The following is an 18,062-nucleotide window of genomic DNA, read 5'->3' on the forward strand; positions in this document are numbered from 1 at the left end:
CCGGGCCCTGGGTTCCCTTCAGGACCAGTGTCCGTGGTCACTTCTCATCCCCGAGTCGGACTTCTCCCAAAAGCCCGCAAATCACCTATAACGGACGAACAGCTGTTCTGCTCACGCCGGCCTCGCGAGGCGGGCGAAGGAGAGCACGACCACCGTGGACAGCAGCCAGCCCAGCAGGCCGGCCACATTGAGCAGCGTCGACACCAGCGACCCGCCGCCGGTGCGGGTCTCGGGGTACCACGTCGCCCGCTGCCCCAGGGACAGGAGCGGGACCACGGTGTCGACGGTGTAGAAGAGCGGGTCGAAGCAGCGCACCTGGCCGTCGCCGCACGGACCCGGCCGGGGGTCCCTTCCGGACACGGTGACGGTGCCGTCCGGTGACGGGGTCGCGGCCTCGACCGTGACCAGCCGGCCGTCCGCCGCGTACACGTTGCCGCGCGGGTCGGTGGCGCGCATCGTCTGCTGGACCGACGGGGTGAGCAGCATGCCGTAGACGAGCAGGAGCAGGGCGCCGAGCATCCACAGCACCCGGCTGGGACGGTAGCCGTAGCCGACGGTGACGTCATAGACCGCGTCGCGGATCTTGAGCCAGCCCCGCCGGGGAGCCCGCCGGCGCAGCTCCATGAGCAGGTGCTCGGCCTCGACCGGGCGGCCGTGCTGGCGGAACGCGCGGGCCGCCTGCTCGTACGGGCTCGCGTCGTAGGAGTCCATGGACCGCAGCCAGTCGCGGCGCTGCCGCCAGTCCCAGGCGTCGTCGAAGCGGTCGTAGACGAAGCCGGAGATCGCCGTGTCGGAAGGCCAGCGGGTCACGTCGTCGGCGAGAACCGTGGTGGACGCGCCGGTCAGGTCGACCCGCGGCGGCACGTCGGCCCAGCGCAGGCGCATGCCTTCGCGGGTGGTGGCCGACACGGCCCTGATGCCGGCGGTGAAGGTGCCGCCGTCGCAGTCGAGCCTGCCCTCCGCGGCGCACCGGTTGAGCACGACCTCGCCGTCCGCGACGAAACCCGCGCCGAGCAGGATGGGGCCCCGGATGAGCGCCTGTTCGAGTGAGAGCGCCTCGCCTCCGGGGTTGCGCAACCGGGCGCCGCGCGCGTTGACCACGCCGCCGATCGTCGCGGCGCGGAAGCCGAGCCTGCCTCCCGTCGTCCTCACCCCGCGCACGTTCACCATGCCGTCGATCACGGCGCCCTGGGCGGAGACGGCGGAGTTGCCCTCCGGGTGGCTCCAGCGGGTGCCTCTCAGCGTGAGGTCGCCCCGGATGTGCGCTCCGGCCAGGCGGAGCGTGCCCTCGACGGTCGCGCCCGCCTCGACGAGCAGCCCCGACCGCAGCTCGGCGTTGCTCAGGTCGAGCGCGCGGCCGCCGGGGACGGTGAAGGCGCTCTCGCGGCTGATCTGGATGGTGCTGAACGATCCCATGCTCAGGTCCACGCCGCCGCTGATCCGGCACTCGCCCTCGATCCCAAGGGGTCCGCTGACGGTGAGGCCGGGGGCGCTGATGGCGGTGCCGGTGCTCCGGCCGCTGCTGTAGGCGACGCCGGTGACCGGGCCGGTGGGGTCGATGGTGGCATTACGGATCAGGACATGTCCGGAGATGCGGGTGTTGCCGAGGTCGATGCGGCCGCGGACCAGCGGCCGTCTGCCGGCCTGGTCGTCGATGAGGAACACACTTCCGCCGATCTCGGCGTCCCCCAGGTCCAGCGCCAGGTCCTGCTGCGGGCGGGTGAGGCAGGCCCCGGTGAGGTCCAGCGACCCCGCGATCCGCGCGCCGATCAGCCGTAACGCCCCCCGGGCCTCGAAGCGGTGCAGCAGCCGGATCGTGCCGCCCACGATGACGCGGTCGGCCTGGATCGCCCGGCCGTCCGACTCGATCAGCGTGTCCAGGCAGAGCAGGCGCCCGCCGATCTCGGACTCGCAGAGCCAGACGGCCGCGGTGGACGAGGTGCTGGCGGGGGTCCGCAGATCACCGCTGATCCGTGACCTGGACAGGTCCAGGTCACGGCGCACCCGCAGGCCGTTGGCCAGGAGGCCGGGGATCGTGCAGCCGTCGAGCGCCAGCAGGTGCAGGTCGGCGCCGTCCAGGTCGAGCGGCTCGTCGAACACGCACCCGGCGAACCGCAGCGGGAAGGTGACGGCCATGCCCGTCAGGTCGAGCCCCCCGGTGATCCTGGCCCTCTCGATCACCAGGCCGCGGGGGTCGATCTCCGCCGGGTCGCGCCGGCACAGCTTGCGGACGAGCGCGGCCTCGACGACGAGCTCCTCCCCGCCCGGCGGCCGGACGGCCTGGCCCGCCCGGCAGGCCCGTAGCAGGGCCGCCTCGTCGAGGGCCGTCACGACGGGAGCGGGATCGCCGGCATGGACATGAGATCAACTTAGCCGAGCGGCTCCCGGCCGACGACCGGCGGGGAGAAGGGGGCCCGTCAGCTCTCGGGCTCGATCCGCACGGTGCCGGCGGCGCCGTCGATGGTGATCAGCTGGCCGGTCCTGATCTCGCGGGTGGCGTCGCGGACACAGATCACGGCGGGGATGCCGTACTCCCTGGCGACGGTCGGACCGTGGGCCAGGGGCGACCCGGTCTCGGTCACCAGGCCCGCCGTCGTCAGGAACAGCGGGGTCCAGCCGGGGTCCGTGGTGGGGGCGACGAGGATCTCGCCCGGCTCGACGCGCGCGCCGGCCGGGTCGCGGATCACCCGCGCCCTGCCGGTGGCCCGGCCGGCCGCCCCCGCCATGCCGGTCAGCACCCCGGGCCCCGCGGGCTCACGCGGGGCGAGCGCCTCCACGTCGGTCCCGTCGGACAGCAGGGCGCCGGGGACGGTGTGCCGGCGCAGCTCGCGTTCGTGCCCGGCGCGGCGCGCCGCGGCCAGATCGCGATGGTCCGCGCCGTCGAGCACCGCCGACAGGGCCTCGCGCAGGTCGAGGAACATGATGTCGCCGGGACGCTCCAGCAGGCCGCGCGTGGCCAGGTCGGCCCCGATCAGCAGCAGCTCGCGCCGGGCCGACCGCAGCGCCGGCAGCCAGGCGAACTTTCCGAGCTCCCGGAGCCCGGTCAGCTCCCGTGAACGACGCATGAGGAACACCGCGAGCCGGCCGAGGACCGGACTCTCCCGCCGGACCCGCCGCGACAGCGTGCCGATCATCCGCTCCGCCTTCTCCGCGGCCTGCCGGAACCGCCGGTCGGGCGCCTGCCCGGGGTCGTCGACACGGAGGTAGTTGGCGATCGTGGCGAACAGCGGGGTCGGGTCCTCCTCCCAGCGCGGCACGCCGACGTCGATCTCCCCGGCCGCGCGCATGCCGTACCTGTCGAGGAAGCCCGCCATCCCGACGTCCGGGAGGTCGCCCACGCGGTACCGCGCGGCGAGCTCCTCCGGCGGGGTGCGCAGGAACAGCTCCCGGTGCGCCCGCGCCCGCCCGGCGACTTCCCAGAGCGCCAGGTCCATCTCGGTGGTGACGTTGTACGGCATCCCGCCGAGGACGACGTCCAGCTCCTCCCTCGTGGCGACGCCGGCGAGCAGCCCGGCCGGGGCCGAGCCGACGATCACCCCGGTGATCAGCGGCCACACCATGCCCAGCATGTCCGGGCTCATGACCGCCCGGTGGGAGTCCTGGATCACCCAGCGGAGCCGCTGGGCGGACGTGGCCGGCCCGGCCGGCGGCGTGGCCCGGCGGCTGAGCTCGTCGAGGGCGCGGTAGGCCCTGACCCTGGCGGCGACCGGCCTGGCCAGGCAACCGGTGATCCCCGCGACCGCGGCCGGGGCCAGGCGCAGCGTCACCGCGACGGCGCTGCCGAGGCGGAACGGCAGGCCGGGCCGCGGCGCGAACCTCGGATCGTCCAGCATCCGCTCCACCGCGCCCCGCACGCGCGGCCCGTACACCTCCAGCGAGGGCCCCAGCCGCGTGCGCAGGCTCCTGCTGCGCAGGAAGTCGGTCAGGTCGAAGTAGAGCCGCCCGCCGATGGCGACCAGCCGGGGCATCGGGTCGCGCGGGTCGACCTTCGCGCCGACGGAGCGGAACCACAGGCCGCCGGCCATCTTGAGCAGCGACACGCCCATCGGCGTCATCGGCCGCAGCATGCCCTGGATGTGGCCGAACTCCAGGTAGAGGCGCGTGTCGCCGGTGTCGGGCGGGGCCGGGAACAGGGTGGTGACCGGACGGGACTGCAGCAGCCAGAGCGTGCCGCCGTCGTCGAACGCCCACTCGATGTCCTGGGGAGCGCCGAAGTGCTCCTGCAGCCGCCGCCCCGCCTCGCGCAGTTCGGTGAGCCGCTCCCGGCTGAGGCATCCGCCGCCGGGACGTACGGGCCCTTCATGGGTGAGGACGTAGTGGTCCGGGACGACGGTGCCCTCGACCACGGCGGTGCCCAGGCCGGGCGCGGCGTCGACGACCATCTCGGCGCGGCAGCCGGTGACCGGGTCGGCGGTGAACAGGACGCCGGCGACCACGGGATCGATCATGCGCTGGACCACCACGGCCATGGCGGCGTCGGCGACGCCCACCGCGGCGCGGTAGGCGACGGCGCGGTCGGTGTGCAGCGAGTCCCAGCACGCGCGGACCGCGTCCATCAGCGGTCCGGCGCCCTCGACGTCGAGATAGGTGTCCTGCTGGCCGGCGAAGCTGGCGTCGGGCAGGTCCTCGGCGGTGGCGCTGGACCGGACGGCCACGCGCCCGCCGCCGAGCCGGGCGTAGGCCGCGGCCAGGTCGTCCTCCGGGAGGTCGCGCGAGACGGAGGACTCGACGGTGAGACAGAAGCCGGCCGGCACGCGCTCACCCGCCCGGATCAGCTCGCCGAGCCCGGCGGCCTTGCCGCCGACCAGCTCGATCATGCCCGCGTCCACATCGGAGAGGTCGACGATGGCCATCTCGCATCCTTCCGGCGCCCGACGGCTCCGAGCGTACGCCTCGGACGGCGGCCGAAGGAGGGGACGCGGCCCGCCCGCCCCCCTCAGGGCGCTTCGGTCCCGGGGCGGACGTCGGGGTGGAACACCGCCCGGACGCAGCCGTCCTCCTTCCGTTTGAACAGCTCGTACCCCTTGGGGCCGTCCTCCAGGCTCAGCGGGTGGGTGAGCAGCGGGGAGGCGTCGATCTCGCCCCGGCTCATCAGGTCGAGGATCATCGGGATGTAGCGGTGGCCGTGCTGCTGCGCGCCGCGCAGCGTCAGCCCCTTGTTCATGACCGCGCCCATCGGGAACTTGTCCACCAGGCCGAGGAAGACGCCCAGCACCGAGACGGTGCCGCCCTTGCGGCAGGCGTGGATCGCCTGGCGCAGCGACAGCCCCCGGTCGGTCTCCAGCCGCAGGGCCTGCTTGGCGCGGTCGTAGGCGTACTGGGCGCCGGTCCCGTGGCTCTCCATGCCGACCGCCTCGATGCAGACGTCGGGCCCGCGCCCGCCGGTCAGCTCCTTGAGCGCGTCCAGCACGTCCACCCGCTCATAGTCGAGCGTCTCGGCGCCGACGGCGGCGGCCATGGCCAGGCGTTCGGGGAACCGGTCGATGGCGATCACCCGCTCGGCGCCCATGCGCAGCGACGCCAGGGCCGCCATCTGGCCGACGCCGCCGCAGCCCCAGACGGCCACCACGTCACCCGGGCCGACCTCGCCCAGATCGGCTCCCATCCAGCCGGTCGGCACGGCGTCCGAGGCGAACACGGCGCCGGCGTCCGGCACGCCGTCGGGCACCGGGAACGCGTTGACGTCGGCGTACGGGACGCGGACGTACTCGGCGTGGCTGCCGGCGAAGCCGCCCATCGCGTGCGAGTAGCCGAAGATGCCGGCGGTGGCGTGCCCGTTGAGCTTCTCCAGGAACCCCGGGTTGGGATTGGTGTTGTCGCACAGCGACCACAGGCCCTGCTTGCAGTAGTGGCAGCCGCCGCAGCCGATGATGGAGCAGACCGTGACCCGCTCCCCCACCCTGCGCTCGCGCACGTCGGGGCCGACCTCGACGACCTCGCCGACGAACTCGTGCCCGAGCACGTCCCCGGCCGCCATCGTGGGCACGTAGCCGTCCAGCAGGTGCAGGTCGGAGCCGCACACCGAGCTGGCGATGACCTTGATGACGGCGTCCTGCCGGTTGAGGATCGCCGGGTCGGGGACCTCCTCGACCGAGACCTCGTTCACGCCCGTCCAGCACAGCGCCTTCATCGCGGTCCCCTTCTCGTCAGCTGCCGGAACGCCGGCCCGCCGGCCCGGCCGAGGAGCGTCCGGTGTCCTTCCGGCTGCCCCTCCACGACGAGCGCCTCGCCGGTCTCCAGCACCTGCTTGATCGCGCGTACCTCTTCCCTGGTGTCGCCGCCGGCGTCGCGGACGGCGATCTCGCTGCCTCGCCCGCCCGGCGCGGGGGTGATGCGGAGCTCGTGCCGTTCGGCCAGCAGTGCCAGCGCGGCGGGCCGGTCAGGGCCGGTCAGCTCGGCGGGGTCGGCCCGGACCGTGACGGCGTACCAGGTGGTCTCCTCCGGCTTCGCCTCGCGGGCCAGCCGCGCCACCAGCGCGGCGCCTCCGGCGGCGGCCAGCCCCGCGAGGAGGAGGGGTGCGCGCCTGGTGCGGTTCTTGGCCCGTCGTCTCGGGCGTCGGGAGAACGACCCTGTACGACTCTTGCGAAATGTCGCCTTCATTCCCCGGCCGCTGCCCGCCCCCCGCACCGGCAAACCCACCGCGCCCGCCCACGCCCTGACCTCCGGGTTCGGGCGGGTCCGGTGACCTGTTCCACGTGAGAAGAGCCCATTTCTGGGGAGAGGTTGGGTCGCAACCCCACGGGCCGGAGGTGGTACTGGTGAATCTCGAAGGTGAAGCGATCCGCGTGGGGGTGGAGGAGGAGTTCCACGTGGTCTCCCTCTCCACCCACCGCCTGGCCGGGCGCGCCGAGCTGTTGCTGGAAGGACTGCCGCCCGATCGCTTCACCCACGAGCTGCAGCGTTCCATGGTCGAGTCCAACAGCGCACCCTTCGTACGGCTGGAGGACCTCGCGCGCGACCTGGGCGAGCTGCGCACGCGGCTGATCACGCGGGCCGACGAGCTGGGCCTGGGCATCAGCGCCGCCGGCAGCCCGCTCCTGGTCGACATGGACGAGCTGACGGTCTCCCCGGACCCCCGCTACGAGCAGATGCTCAACGACTACCAGCAGCTCACGCGCGAGCAGCTGATCTGCGGCACCCACGTGCACGCCCAGGTCGACGACCCGGACGAGGCCGTCGCCGTCGCGCACCGGCTGACGCCGTGGCTGCCGCCCCTGCTGGCGCTGTCGGCCAGCTCCCCGTTCTGGGACGGCGCCGACACCGGGTACGCCAGCTACCGCACGCTGGTCTGGCAGCGCTGGCCCACCGCGGGCCCGATCTCGAAGTTCGACTCCGCCGCCGAGTACGAGCAGATGGTCCAGGAGCTGATCCGGTCGGAGGTGATCAGCGACCCCGGGATGATCTATTTCGACATCCGGCCGTCGGAGCACCTGCCCACGGTGGAGCTGCGCATCTGTGACTCCTGCCCGCAGCTGTCCGACATCGTGCTGATCGCGGGGCTGTTCCGGGCGCTGGTCGCCAGGGAGCTGGAGGCGCTGCGCCAGGGGGTCGAGCGCTCGGTGCAGCTGGAGGCGGTGCGGGCCGCGACCTGGCAGGCGGCGCGGTCCGGGCTGGAAGGCGAGCTGATCGACCCGGTGGGCGGCGTGCCGCGCCCCGCGCCGGTCGTGATCAGACGCCTGATCCAGGGCCTGCGGCCGCAGCTGGAGGAGACCTCGGACTGGGAGCTGGTCTCCGAGCTGGCCGAGGAGGCGCTGGCCCGGGGCAGCTCGGCCGAGCGCCAGCGCCGCGTGTTCGCCCAGCGGGAACAGCTGTCCGACGTCGTGGACCTGCTGCTGGCCGAGACCCGGGCCTGCGAGTGGGACCGGCCGGCGGGCAACTCCCCGCCGTACCGGTCCGCGGCGTCCTGAGGGATGATGAGCGCCTCAGGTTCGCCGATGGAGCGCGGCCGGTCGATGGCGGCCGCGGCGCTGATCGGCGTGGCGGTGATGGCGGCGGTCGACGAGATCGTCTTCCACCAGCTGCTGGGCTGGCATCACTTCTTCGACCGTTCCACCCCGGCCGTGGGCCTGCTGTCGGACGGGCTGCTGCACACCGCCGAGCTGCTCGGACTGGTCGCCGGGTTCGTGCTGTGGGCCGATCTGCGCCGCCGGGGGACGCTGTCGGCGGCGCACGCCTGGGCCGGGCTGCTGCTGGGCGCGGGCGGGTTCCAGCTGTTCGACGGTTTGATCAACCACAAGGTGTTCCGGCTGCACCAGATCCGCTACGTGCCGGACCTGCTGCTGTACGACCTGGCCTGGAACGGCGCCGCGCTGGCGCTGCTGGCGGCCGGAGCGGTGCTCGCCGCCAGGGCCCGCCGGCGGACGGGCGCGGCCGGCCGGGACGGGACGGAGACCGGCCGATGAGACGGCTCGGCGGTTACGCAGACCGGCCGATGACCTCGGACGGCCTGGCGGGTACGGAGGCCCGCCGATGACACCGGGGCACGATCACCACGCCGGTGGCCTGGCCGTGGCGGCGCCGGCGGCGGTGTGCCTGGCCGTGCTGCTGGCGGCCGGATACGTGGTGGCCGCGCACCGGCTGCGCCGCCGGGGCGACGCCTGGCCGTGGGCCTGGCAGGCGAGCTTCGTCGCGGGCGCCGCGCTGCTGGCCGCCGCCTTCGCCGTGCGGATGCCGGGGCAGCCGTTCACCGCGCACATGGGGCAGCACCTGCTGGCCGGGATGCTCGCTCCCGTGCTGCTCGTGGCCGGCCGCCCGCTGACGCTGACGCTGCGCGCGCTGCGCCCCGGCCGGGCGCGGCGCGCCGTGCTGGCCGTGGCGCACTCCCGCCCGGCCGGCTGGCTGGTCGCTCCGGCGGTGGCGGTGGTGCTGGACATGGGCGGGCTGTGGCTGCTGTACCGCACGCCGCTGCTGGCGGCCGCCGACCAGCATGCGTGGCTGCACGCCGCCGTCCATCTGCACGTGGTGGCCGCCGGCACGCTGTACGCCTTCGCCGTGTGCCAGCTGGACCCGGTGCGCCGCCGGTGGAGCCTGCCCTGGCGCGCGGGCGCGCTGCTGGCGGGCGGGGCCGCGCACGCGGTGCTGGCCAAGTCGCTGTACGGCACGCCGCCGCCCGGCACCTCCTTCGCCCCGGCCGATCTCCAGGCCGGGTCCCAGGTGATGTACTACGGCGGGGACGCGGTCGAACTGCTCCTGGCCGTGATCGTCGCCGCCCAGTGGTACGCCGCCACCGGCCGGGCGCACCGCCGCAGGGTCGCCGCCGCCGCCGCGCACTGACGCAGAGCGTTCACCGCAGCAGGTCCCCGGCCTCCTCCAGCACCGCGTCCACCGGGACGTCGGCCACCCACGACACCTCGTGCGGGCACCGCCGGGGGTGCGGGCCGAGCCCGCTCTCGCCGCAGACGGGGCAGGCGGGCGTCCACGACACCAGCGGCCGGTGCCGGTGCCGGGTGAGCGGCCCGGCGTTGATCAGGTTGCCGCACCAGTAGACGCCGACCGTCGCCGTCCCCACCGCCGCCGCCAGGTGGCGCGGCCCGGTGTCGTTGGCCACCACCAGGTCGCACCCCTCGTACAGGGCGGCCAGCCCGCCGACGCTCAGCCGCCCGGCGGCTGTGATGGCGGGCCGCCGCATCGCCCCGGCCACCCGGGCCACCAGGTCGCGCTCCGCCTCGCCGCCGGTGATCACCACGGGCCTCCCCAGCCGGTCGGCCACCGCCGCGAAACATTCCGGCGGCCACTGCCGGCGCGGGTCGTTGGCCCCCGGGTGGATCGCGACCAGCCCTTCCGGCAGCTCGCCCAGCTCCGCCCGGTCGCGGTCCGTCACCGTCACGCCCGGCTCGATCCGGCCGGGGCGCCCGCCCACCAGCGCCGCGACCTCCAGATAACGGATGGTCTCGGGCTGGTGGAAGCCGTAGTGGACCCACCGGTCCAGCGGAGGGGCGTCCGATGCCCGCAGCCCGGCCGTCACCCCGGCGCCCAGGGCCAGGACGAACGGGTTGGAGTGGCGTCCGCCGCCGTGCATCTGCACCGCCAGGTCGAACCGCAGGTCCCGCAGCCGCGCCAGCAGGGCGTCCGGGGCGCGCAGGCCGTCCTCGGAGGTGGACACGCCGGTGATCGGCGGCAGCGCGACCACCTCGTCCACCGGGCCCGGCCGCCCGGCCAGGAAGTCCGCGTGCCAGCGGCGGGCGAGCAGCGTGAGTGTGGCGCCGGGGTAGGCGTTCCTGATCGCCTCGATGCCGGGCAGCGCCTGCAGGAAGTCGCCCAGCGCGTTGGCGCGCAGCACCGCGATCCGCCGCACCCCGGCGACCACCGCCGCCGTACGGTCCTTGCTCGGGACGGGCACGGTTGCCCGGCTACCCCCGGCACTGGGGGGACAAACCGGACGTTCTCCCCGGCGGGCGCCCGCTCACCGGTCGCCGGGCCGCGCCTCCGCGCGCTGGTCGCGATGGTTGGCGTGGACGCTGGTGAGCGTGACGGTGACCAGGACCGTGACGATGACGCCCAGCGAGAGCGGGGTCGGGATCTCCGGGACCTGGGGCCAGATGCCGTGCGCCCAGTGCAGGACGAGCTTGACGCCGATGAACGCCAGGATGAGCGAGAGTCCGTGGTTGAGGTAGCGGAGCTTGGACAGGGCGCCCTGCAGCACGAAGTACAGCGCGCGCAGGCCGAGCAGGGCGAAGGCGTTGGTGGCGAAGACCAGGAAGGGGTCCTCGGTGACGCCGTAGACGGCCGGCACCGAGTCGACGGCGAACACGATGTCGGTGGCGAAGACGGCCACCATGGCCAGCGCCAGCGGCGTCAGCGCGTACCGGCCCGCTTCCCTGACCATGAGCCGCGAGCCCCGGTAGCCGTCGGTCACCGGCATGAACCGGCGCACCAGCCGGACGGAGCGGAGGGAGCTGACGTCCACCTCGTGCTCCTGGCCGCTCGCCGCGTCCCTGAAGACCTTCACGGCGGTCACGATGAGGATGGCGCCGAACAGCAGGAACGCCCACGTCCCGCTCTGCAGCGCGGCGGCGCCGAGCGCGATGAAGATGGCCCGCAGCACCAGCGCCCCGATGATCCCATAGAGCAGGACGCGCTGTGCCAGCACCGCCGGGACCGCGAAGGCGGCCAGCAGCAGCATGAACACGAAGAGGTTGTCCACCGACAGCGACTTCTCCACGACGTAGCCCGTGAAGAACTCCACCGCCACGGTGGACCCCGCCCACGCCCACAGACCGACCCCGAACACCAGCGGAAGGGCGAGATAGAAGACGGACCAGCCCACGGCCTCGCGCATGCGCACCTCGTGCGGGCGGCGCGTCACGATGAAGTCCAGCACCAGCAGGACGACCAGCCCCGCTATGGTGACCGCCCACAGCTGGGGCGAGGCGATCGATTCCAGCGCGACGGCAGGCTGGACGGTCGTGGCAGGCATGCGTCCTCCTCGAACGTTGAGTCGTTCGAGGTCTCCTTCGCCCATGGGGCGGCCGCCCGAGGACCCTGCCACAGGTCCGTACTGACCGGGATCGACGCTTGGGAAGTACTCCCCTCGTCCCTCCACCGTAGGTCATCTCGACCTCGGGCTCCACCTCGGGGGCCGGATCCGGCCGCGGCGCCGCTGCCTGGGTCCCTTAGAGTCGGGTGGTGCATTCTTCCGAGATCCGTACGGTGACCACCGAGGCCGAGCTGCGGCAGATCGTCCGGGAACCGTCGCAAGCCGGCTGGGACAAGGACATCGCCCGGATCGACGAGCACGCGCGCACGATCATCGCGCACTCCCCGCTCGTGTTGCTGGCCACCTCGGCCCCCGACGGCACCTGCGACGTCTCCCCGCGCGGCGACCCCGCCGGGTCGGTGCTGGTCCTCGACGACCACCGGCTGGCGCTCGCCGACCGGCCCGGCAACCATCGCGTCGACAGCTTCCGCAACGTGCTGCGCAACCCCCACGTCGGGCTGCTGTTCCTGGTTCCGGGGATGAACGAGACGCTGCGGGTCAACGGCCGGGCCACGCTCGTGGCGGACGCGCCGTTCTTCGACGACCTGGCGGTGCGGGGCAAGCGTCCGCGGCTGGCGGTCCTGGTGGAGGTCGAGGAGCTCTACATCCACTGCGCGAAGGCGTTCCTGCGCGCGTCGCTGTGGCAGCCGGACACCTGGCCCGACCGCGGCGGTCTGCCCTCCATCGGCCGGATGGCCAAGGACCATCTGGGTCTCAAGGGCGTCTCGGCGGAGAAGCTCGACGAGGGGCTCGCCCAGGACGCCGCGACCAACCAGTACTGAACCCTGCGCTGAGCCGCCCCCTGCCCGTCACGCCCGGGACGGTGACGGACGAGCGGCCTCGACCGGGCCGGGGCGCGACGGCGGGGACACCCGCATGGCCAGCCGCACGACGGTGCCGCCGGGGCCGGTGACGAACTCGGCCTCGTCGGCCAGGCGGCGCGTCAGCCAGATCCCCCGCCCCCCGGGCGCGGCGGACGACGGCAGGGACGTGCCGGCCAGAACCCGCTCGGGGATGCCCGGCCCCTGATCGCTGATCTCGCAGCGCAGGACGCCGTCCGCGCACCACAGGACCACCCGGCCGCCCCCGCCGCCGTGCCGCACGGCGTTGACCACGCACTCGTCGGCCGCCAGCAGGAAGTCGTCGAGCCGGATCCCGTCCAGTCCGTGGGCACGCGCCGCGCGCCGCAGCACGTGACGCGTGCGGGCCAGGGACCGCTCGTCGAAGCGCAGGGTGATCCTCATGTCGCTCAGCCCATCCGCCCGGCCATCTCGACCAGCCGGTTGGCGTAGCCCCATTCGTTGTCGTACCAGCCGAAGACCTTGACCAGGTCCCCGCTCGCCTGGGTGAGGCCGGAGTCGAACACGCACGAGGCGGCGTCGCCGACGATGTCGCGGGAGACGAGCGGGTCGGTGCTGTACCGCAGGATGCCGCGCAGTTCGCCGGCGGCGGCCTCGGCGAAGGCGTCGTTGACCTCCTGCGCGGTGACCGGGCGGCCGAGCTGGGCGGACAGGTCGGTGATGGAGCCGTCCTCGACCGGTACGCGGATGGCGATGCCGTCCAGGCGGCCGTCGAGCTCCGGCAGGACCTGGCCCACCATGCGGGCGGCGCCGGTGGTGGTCGGCACGATGTTGACGGCCGCGGAGCGGGCCCGGCGCGGGTCCTTGTGCGGGGCGTCGAGCAGCCGCTGGTCGCCGGTGTAGGCGTGGATGGTGGTCATGAAGCCCCGGACCAGGCCGAAGCGCTCGTGCAGCACCTTGACCAGCGGCGCCACGCAGTTGGTGGTGCAGGAGGCGAGGGACACGATCTCGTGCCGGGCCGGGTCGTGGGCGGCGTCGTTGACGCCGGGGACGATGGTGGCGTCCAGGCCCTTGCCGGGGGCCGACAGCAGGACCCTGCGGGCGTCGGCCTTCAGGTGGCCCGCCAGCGCGTCCCGGGTGCGAAAGCGCCCGGTGGCGTCGATGACCAGCCCGACGTCGTGCGCGCGCCAGTCGATCCGCTCCGGCTCGGCGCAGGAGGTCACGGAGATCTTGCGCCCGTCGACCTCGATCAGGCCGGGCGAGGCGGTGACGGGCACGTCGAGCGGCCCGTACGTGGAGTCGTGCTTGAGCAGGTGGGCCAGCGCGGCCGCGTCGGTGAGGTCGTTGACGGCGACGATCTCCAGGTCGGTGCGGAGCGCACGGCGCAGGAAGGCTCTGCCGATCCTGCCGAATCCGTTGATTCCGATTCTCATGTCCCCATCGTCCGGCGGGCGCGGCTCGCGGGTCAGAGGCCACGGTCCCGTCCGGGGTGGACCTTCGGCCCGTACCGCGACGGCGCGGCACCAGGGCGGCGGGCGGGCCAGGGCCGTTGGTCCTTCGCTGTGAGGGCGTTCGCCGCTGTCCCCGGCGCCTGCGGCGGAGTCACCATGGAACCACCAGGGAGGTGAAAGATCATGATCGGTGGACGCATGATCATGGAAGCGCCGCTCGCCGACATCGAGCTGATGACGCTGAGGAAGCGGATCGACCTTCTCGAGGAGCAGGTGCGCGTGCTGACCGCGGCGAACCTCGCCCTCGTACGGAGCGTCGAGAACCTGCGGTCGGCCCCCGTCGGCCCGTCCGGAACCTGACCCCGCCCCCCGGCCTCTCCCCGGCGAGCCCTCGCCGGCCCGGCGCCGGGCCGGCATCGGCGGGCATCAGGTGGCCGGGGTCACCGCGACCGGGCACCAGGCTTCGAGCAGCGCGGTCTGGAGGACCCGGCCCAGCAGCAGACAGGCGGGCGACTCGTTGCCCCGGTTGCCCAGCACGAGGAGCGTCGCCTCCTTGGAGGAGTCGATCAGCGCACGCTGGGCCCGTTCGGTCACGAACTCGGTGACGACCGGCACCTCGGGGTGCCTGCCGGCCAGCTGGGTGACGACCTCGCGGAAGCGGGCCTCCGCTCCGCTGCGCAGCGCCCGCGAGCTCACGAAAGGGAGCGGATCCTCCCACGGGACGGATCCGTGCTCTCCCCAGCAGCACAGGGCCGTCAGGGCGCCACCGCGCAGCGCGGCCTCCTCCAGGGCGAAGTCGAAGGCCGCCAGGCTCGCCGGTGAGCCGTCGAGCCCGGCCACGATCCGGACGTCCCGGACGTCCCGGCCGTCCGGCGGCAGGAGCGGCCGTACCACGACGACCGGTCCGACACTGTGGGCGGGCACCTGGACGGCAGCCGACCCCACCCGCAGGCCCTCGAACCCGCCCAGCCCGCGGAACCCCAGCACCACCAGTTCCGCGGCGCGCGCGACCTCGAGGAGCACCGCGGCGGGGGTGCCCCTGCCCAGCAGCGGCCGGACGTCGACCTCGGGCGCCAGCTTCCGGGCCCGGCTGACCCCGTCGTCCACGACGCCGAGGGCGACCCGCTCGATCTGCGCGACGGTCTCCTTCGGGACGGCTCTGAGGGCGTAGGGCCAGTTCAGGGCGTGGCAGACGAGCACGGGCAGCCCCCGCAGCCGCGCCTCGTCGAGGGCCCAGCCCAGCGCCTGCCCGCTCTCGGGCGAGTCGTCGTAGCCGACCACTATCGGCCGACCAGCATGTCCGTCGCTCACTGCCGCCCCCCGGGTTCTCCGGCCCTGCCACAGGAACGTTCCCCCGGCCGTTGAGCCGCGGCCCACAGGCGGTGAAACTTTCGGGCTTTTCCCGTTGGCGGGGCCCGGTCAGGACGCCGCCCGCTGCCGGCGCCACAGCGCGAGCCCGAGCGCGGCCACCGCCAGGGCGGCGCACGCGGGCAGCGCGCTCCAGCGGCCGAGCGGCCCCGGCGGCAGTTGCTGAACGAGAACGAAGCCGCCCATCGCCAGCACGAACCAGCCGAACGCCTGGCGCAGCCGGTCGGCGTCGATCCTGCCCGCCAGGGCGCCGCCGGCGAGCCCGCCGACCACGGCCGCCGCGGTCACGGGCAGGGCCAGGGACCAGTCGATCGCGGTGCTCTGCAGGTATCCGGCCAGGCCGGCCAGGGACTTCATGGAGATGACGACCAGCGAGGTGGCCACCGCCGCGCCCATGGGCAGGCCGCCGAGCAGGACCAGGGCGGGCACCACCAGGAAGCCTCCGCCCGCGCCGACGAGCCCGGTCACCAGGCCGACGACGACGCCTTCGGCGATCACCCGAGGGACGCGCGACTCCCCCGGCTCGGAGGTGGGCCGGGAGGCGCGGCGGTCGCCGATCATGGCGATGGCGGTGGCGAGCATCATCGCGGCGAAGGCGCCCATGAGGAGCGCCTCGGGCAGGTGCGGGCCGATCAGCCCGCCTCCGTACGCCCCCGCCATGCCCGCGGCGCCGAAGACGAGACCGGTGCGCCAGCGGATGCGCCCCGCCCTGGCGTGGCCGGCCGCGCTGACGGCGCTGGTGACGGCCACGACGAACAGGGAGATGGCGATGGCCTGCTTGGCCGGGACGCCGGCGAGGTAGGTCAGCACCGGCACGGTGAGGATGGACCCGCCGCCCCCGAACAGGCCGAGGGTCAGACCGATCACCACGGCGGCGGCGATGGTCAGCGCGAGCATGGACACTCCCGGGGGTATACGGGAGACATGAGGAGAGGCCCCCTCACGCGGCGTCCCGCGAGGGGCGCCGGGCCATCCGGGCGATGGCCGCCTCGACGTCCGCGCCACCGGCGCGGTTGTAGGGCAGCTTGGCCAGGAGCATGCCCATGGCGCAGGTGTCGGTCAGGGCGGCGAACGTCAGGCCGGCGCCGATGAAGGCCGCGACGAACACGGCGGCCGGGATCCACAGGCTCAGCAGGACCGAGGCGAGCACGACGCTCCCGGCGACGAGCCGGACCTGCCGCTCCAGCGTCCAGCGCGGCCGGCCCCGGGTGACGGGTGCGCCGGAGGCGATCCAGGCGTTCATCCCGCCGTCCAGGACCGCGAGGTCGGACACCCCGGCGGCGTCCAGCGCCGTCCGCGCGCGCTCGGCGCGGGCGCCGGACTGGCAGATGAGCAGCATGCGTCCGCCTGCGTCGGCGACGATGCGGCGCAGGTGCGCGTCGACCTGGTCGAGGGGCAGGTTGACGGCGCCGTCGATGTGCGCGGACTCGAACTCGGCCGGGGTGCGGACGTCCACGACGAGCACGTCGGGGTTGGCCGCGATCAGCGAGCGGGCGGAGGCGGCGTCGATGCGGGACATGTGGGTTTCTCCTGTGTCTTGCTCGGGTGTGCGTTCAGGTCAGGCGGCGCGCGGCCGGCCGAGCGCGGCGGCGGCCTCGGCGACTCCCGCGTCGGCGAGCACGACCGGCCGGTGACCGGCGCGGGCCAGCAGACCGGCGGCGATGCTCGCGCGGCGGCCGGAGGCGCACGCGACGAGCACGGGCCGCTCGGGGGTCAGCTCGGCGGGGATGCCTTGGGTGACCAGGTCGGGCAGGAAGCGCTCGACCGCGCCCTCCAGCCGGGCCTCTCGCCGCTCGGCGGGCATCCGGACGTCGAGCACCTGGGCGTCCGGCTGGGCGAGCCGCCGGACGAAGGCGTCGAGGGTCAGCAGTTCGTAGGTCTGCGTGGCGGCTTCGCCGAGGTCGCGGACGACGCCGCGCACGGTGTCGATACCGATCTGGGCGAGCTGCGTGACGGCCTCGGCGACGTCCTGGTCCGGCTCGGCGACCAGCGTGATCGGCTCCTGGTAGGGCAGCAGCCAGCCGGTCCAGCTGCCGAAGTCGTCGTCCAGCTCGATGCCGATGGAGCCGGGCAGCATGCCGCGGGCCTGGGAGCGGCGCGGGCGGATGTCGACGACCTGGGCGCCTTGGGGCGCGGCGTCGAGCTCGGGGACGCGGACCGGCGGCATGGGCGGCACGCCGAGCGTGTTGGCCCTGCCCATGTACCGGTAGAAGGCGGGGATGGGCATGGGGGCGGCCAGCAGCGCGTCGGCGAGCTCGTCCGGGTCGTCGATGGCCAGCATCGGGTTGCCGGCGCGCTCGGCCCCGATGGAGGAGGTCAGCCGGCCGGCGCCGGTGACGGTGCAGAACGAGCCCTCGCCGTGCGTGGGGTAGAGGCCGACGCCGGGGGGAAGCGCGGCCAGGCGGCGCAGCGAGCCGTGCTGCAGGCGGGCCAGGGACCGGGCCCGCTCGGGGCCGAGCAGGTCGGGCCGGCCGGCCGAGGCGACCAGCAGGCTGCCGCCGGAGAAGAGCGCCGCCGGCTCGCCGTCGAGGAGCACCAGGTAGCTGGTGTGCTCGGGGGTGTGGCCCGGCGTGTGGATCGGGCGCAGGGTCAGGCCGTCGCCGCCGTCGAGGTCCTCCAGGTGGTAGGCGGGCACGTGCCGGTAGGCGGGCGCGGCGGCGGCGGGCAGCACCAGCTCGGCGCCGGTGCGCAGCGCGGCCTGCTCGGCGCCGGAGACGTAGTCGTTGTGCAGGTGGGTCTCCAGCACGAACCGGAGCTCCACGTCCCGCTCGGCGGCGGCGTCGAGGAACCGGTCGATGTCGCGCTGGGGGTCGACGAGGACGCCCTTGCCCTCGTGGGTCAGCAGGTAGGTCTGGTCGCCCAGGCCGGGCGTGCGGAAGGAGACGACGTCCATGATGTACTCCTTGGATACCCCAGGGGGTATCATCCGGTCAAAAAAGGGCGGCCACGATCGCCCGTGGCCGCAGG

At 74.1% G+C, this 18,062-nt stretch carries 17 protein-coding genes; 5 read left to right on the plus strand and 12 right to left on the minus strand.

Features of this window, described 5'->3' with window-relative positions; translation table 11 throughout:
* Positions 1-111: 111 nt before the first annotated feature.
* The 4 genes from OUY22_RS01385 to OUY22_RS01400 all read right to left on the minus strand — a co-directional run bounded on the left by OUY22_RS01385 (position 112) and on the right by OUY22_RS01400 (position 6,600).
* Positions 112-2,331, minus strand: a complete 2,220-nt coding sequence (locus OUY22_RS01385; protein WP_270152830.1) for a hypothetical protein — start codon at positions 2,329-2,331, stop codon at positions 112-114.
* Positions 2,332-2,417: 86 nt separating this feature from the next.
* Entirely contained in the window at positions 2,418-4,853 is a 2,436-nt protein-coding gene (locus tag OUY22_RS01390) for a PEP/pyruvate-binding domain-containing protein (protein WP_270152831.1), read from the minus strand.
* Positions 4,854-4,936: 83 nt separating this feature from the next.
* A complete protein-coding gene (locus OUY22_RS01395; RefSeq protein WP_270152832.1) occupies positions 4,937-6,130 on the minus strand; it encodes a zinc-dependent alcohol dehydrogenase in 1,194 nt (397 codons plus the stop codon).
* Positions 6,127-6,600: a hypothetical protein gene (locus OUY22_RS01400; protein ID WP_270152833.1), complete on the minus strand. Its 474-nt coding sequence runs from the start codon at positions 6,598-6,600 to the stop codon at positions 6,127-6,129. Before OUY22_RS01400 ends, OUY22_RS01395 begins: the two co-directional genes overlap by 4 nt.
* A gap of 158 nt (positions 6,601-6,758) precedes the next feature.
* On the opposite strand from OUY22_RS01400, the gene OUY22_RS01405 reads away from it, so the two are divergent.
* From OUY22_RS01405 to OUY22_RS01415, 3 genes are all read left to right on the plus strand, one after another.
* On the plus strand, positions 6,759-7,907 hold the full coding sequence (locus OUY22_RS01405) for a carboxylate-amine ligase (RefSeq protein ID WP_270152834.1): 1,149 nt from the start codon (positions 6,759-6,761) through the stop codon (positions 7,905-7,907).
* A gap of 27 nt (positions 7,908-7,934) precedes the next feature.
* Positions 7,935-8,402, plus strand: coding sequence for a DUF2243 domain-containing protein (locus tag OUY22_RS01410; RefSeq protein WP_270152835.1), 468 nt, complete (start codon positions 7,935-7,937; stop codon positions 8,400-8,402).
* A gap of 67 nt (positions 8,403-8,469) precedes the next feature.
* A complete protein-coding gene (locus OUY22_RS01415) occupies positions 8,470-9,273 on the plus strand; it encodes a cytochrome c oxidase assembly protein (RefSeq protein ID WP_270152836.1) in 804 nt (267 codons plus the stop codon).
* A 10-nt stretch (positions 9,274-9,283) separates the two neighbouring features.
* Here OUY22_RS01415 and OUY22_RS01420 read toward each other — a convergent pair whose 3' ends face one another.
* Positions 9,284-10,339 (minus strand): glycosyltransferase family 9 protein, encoded by a 1,056-nt coding sequence (locus tag OUY22_RS01420; protein WP_270152837.1) that lies wholly within the window; start codon positions 10,337-10,339, stop codon positions 9,284-9,286.
* Positions 10,340-10,402: 63 nt separating this feature from the next.
* Positions 10,403-11,416, minus strand: coding sequence for a TerC family protein (locus tag OUY22_RS01425; RefSeq protein WP_270152838.1), 1,014 nt, complete (start codon positions 11,414-11,416; stop codon positions 10,403-10,405).
* 209 nt (positions 11,417-11,625) lie between these two features.
* On the opposite strand from OUY22_RS01425, the gene OUY22_RS01430 reads away from it, so the two are divergent.
* The gene (locus OUY22_RS01430; RefSeq protein ID WP_270152839.1) at positions 11,626-12,258 is read left to right on the plus strand and encodes a pyridoxamine 5'-phosphate oxidase family protein; all 633 of its coding nucleotides are present in this window, start codon (positions 11,626-11,628) and stop codon (positions 12,256-12,258) included.
* 27 nt (positions 12,259-12,285) lie between these two features.
* Here the strand turns inward: OUY22_RS01430 and OUY22_RS01435 are convergent, their stop codons facing one another.
* Positions 12,286-12,720, minus strand: coding sequence for an ATP-binding protein (locus OUY22_RS01435; RefSeq protein ID WP_270152840.1), 435 nt, complete (start codon positions 12,718-12,720; stop codon positions 12,286-12,288).
* 5 nt (positions 12,721-12,725) lie between these two features.
* Positions 12,726-13,709: a type I glyceraldehyde-3-phosphate dehydrogenase gene (gene gap / locus OUY22_RS01440; RefSeq protein ID WP_270152841.1), complete on the minus strand. Its 984-nt coding sequence runs from the start codon at positions 13,707-13,709 to the stop codon at positions 12,726-12,728.
* A gap of 201 nt (positions 13,710-13,910) precedes the next feature.
* Between gap and OUY22_RS01445 the strand changes: the two genes are divergently transcribed.
* Positions 13,911-14,087, plus strand: coding sequence for a hypothetical protein (locus tag OUY22_RS01445; RefSeq protein WP_270152842.1), 177 nt, complete (start codon positions 13,911-13,913; stop codon positions 14,085-14,087).
* A 66-nt stretch (positions 14,088-14,153) separates the two neighbouring features.
* Here the strand turns inward: OUY22_RS01445 and OUY22_RS01450 are convergent, their stop codons facing one another.
* From OUY22_RS01450 to OUY22_RS01465, 4 genes are all read right to left on the minus strand, one after another.
* Positions 14,154-15,038 carry a universal stress protein gene (locus OUY22_RS01450; RefSeq protein WP_270152843.1) on the minus strand — a complete coding sequence of 295 codons (885 nt, stop codon included), beginning with the start codon at positions 15,036-15,038 and terminating at the stop codon, positions 14,154-14,156.
* Between the two features lie 108 nt (positions 15,039-15,146).
* Positions 15,147-15,992: a sulfite exporter TauE/SafE family protein gene (locus OUY22_RS01455; RefSeq protein ID WP_270152844.1), complete on the minus strand. Its 846-nt coding sequence runs from the start codon at positions 15,990-15,992 to the stop codon at positions 15,147-15,149.
* Between the two features lie 43 nt (positions 15,993-16,035).
* Entirely contained in the window at positions 16,036-16,614 is a 579-nt protein-coding gene (locus OUY22_RS01460) for a rhodanese-like domain-containing protein (RefSeq protein WP_270152845.1), read from the minus strand.
* Between the two features lie 39 nt (positions 16,615-16,653).
* Positions 16,654-17,988, minus strand: coding sequence for an MBL fold metallo-hydrolase (locus OUY22_RS01465; RefSeq protein WP_270152846.1), 1,335 nt, complete (start codon positions 17,986-17,988; stop codon positions 16,654-16,656).
* Positions 17,989-18,062 lie beyond the last annotated feature (74 nt).

This window comes from Nonomuraea corallina (assembly GCF_027620315.1).
Lineage (GTDB): Bacteria > Actinomycetota > Actinomycetes > Streptosporangiales > Streptosporangiaceae > Nonomuraea > Nonomuraea corallina.

What these genes read in the sequence shown, in the direction of transcription:
- OUY22_RS01390 (WP_270152831.1), bottom strand. Translation starts at nt 4,853, where the DNA reads ATGGCCATCGTCGACCTCTCCGATGTGGACGCGGGCATGATCGAGCTG.
- OUY22_RS01395 (WP_270152832.1), bottom strand. Translation starts at nt 6,130, where the DNA reads ATGAAGGCGCTGTGCTGGACGGGCGTGAACGAGGTCTCGGTCGAGGAG.
- OUY22_RS01400 (WP_270152833.1), bottom strand. Translation starts at nt 6,600, where the DNA reads ATGAAGGCGACATTTCGCAAGAGTCGTACAGGGTCGTTCTCCCGACGC.
- OUY22_RS01410 (WP_270152835.1), top strand. Translation starts at nt 7,935, where the DNA reads ATGGAGCGCGGCCGGTCGATGGCGGCCGCGGCGCTGATCGGCGTGGCG.
- OUY22_RS01415 (WP_270152836.1), top strand. Translation starts at nt 8,470, where the DNA reads ATGACACCGGGGCACGATCACCACGCCGGTGGCCTGGCCGTGGCGGCG.
- OUY22_RS01425 (WP_270152838.1), bottom strand. Translation starts at nt 11,416, where the DNA reads ATGCCTGCCACGACCGTCCAGCCTGCCGTCGCGCTGGAATCGATCGCC.
- OUY22_RS01435 (WP_270152840.1), bottom strand. Translation starts at nt 12,720, where the DNA reads ATGAGGATCACCCTGCGCTTCGACGAGCGGTCCCTGGCCCGCACGCGT.
- gap (WP_270152841.1), bottom strand. Translation starts at nt 13,709, where the DNA reads ATGAGAATCGGAATCAACGGATTCGGCAGGATCGGCAGAGCCTTCCTG.
- OUY22_RS01445 (WP_270152842.1), top strand. Translation starts at nt 13,911, where the DNA reads ATGATCGGTGGACGCATGATCATGGAAGCGCCGCTCGCCGACATCGAG.
- OUY22_RS01455 (WP_270152844.1), bottom strand. Translation starts at nt 15,992, where the DNA reads ATGCTCGCGCTGACCATCGCCGCCGCCGTGGTGATCGGTCTGACCCTC.
- OUY22_RS01460 (WP_270152845.1), bottom strand. Translation starts at nt 16,614, where the DNA reads ATGTCCCGCATCGACGCCGCCTCCGCCCGCTCGCTGATCGCGGCCAAC.
- OUY22_RS01465 (WP_270152846.1), bottom strand. Translation starts at nt 17,988, where the DNA reads ATGGACGTCGTCTCCTTCCGCACGCCCGGCCTGGGCGACCAGACCTAC.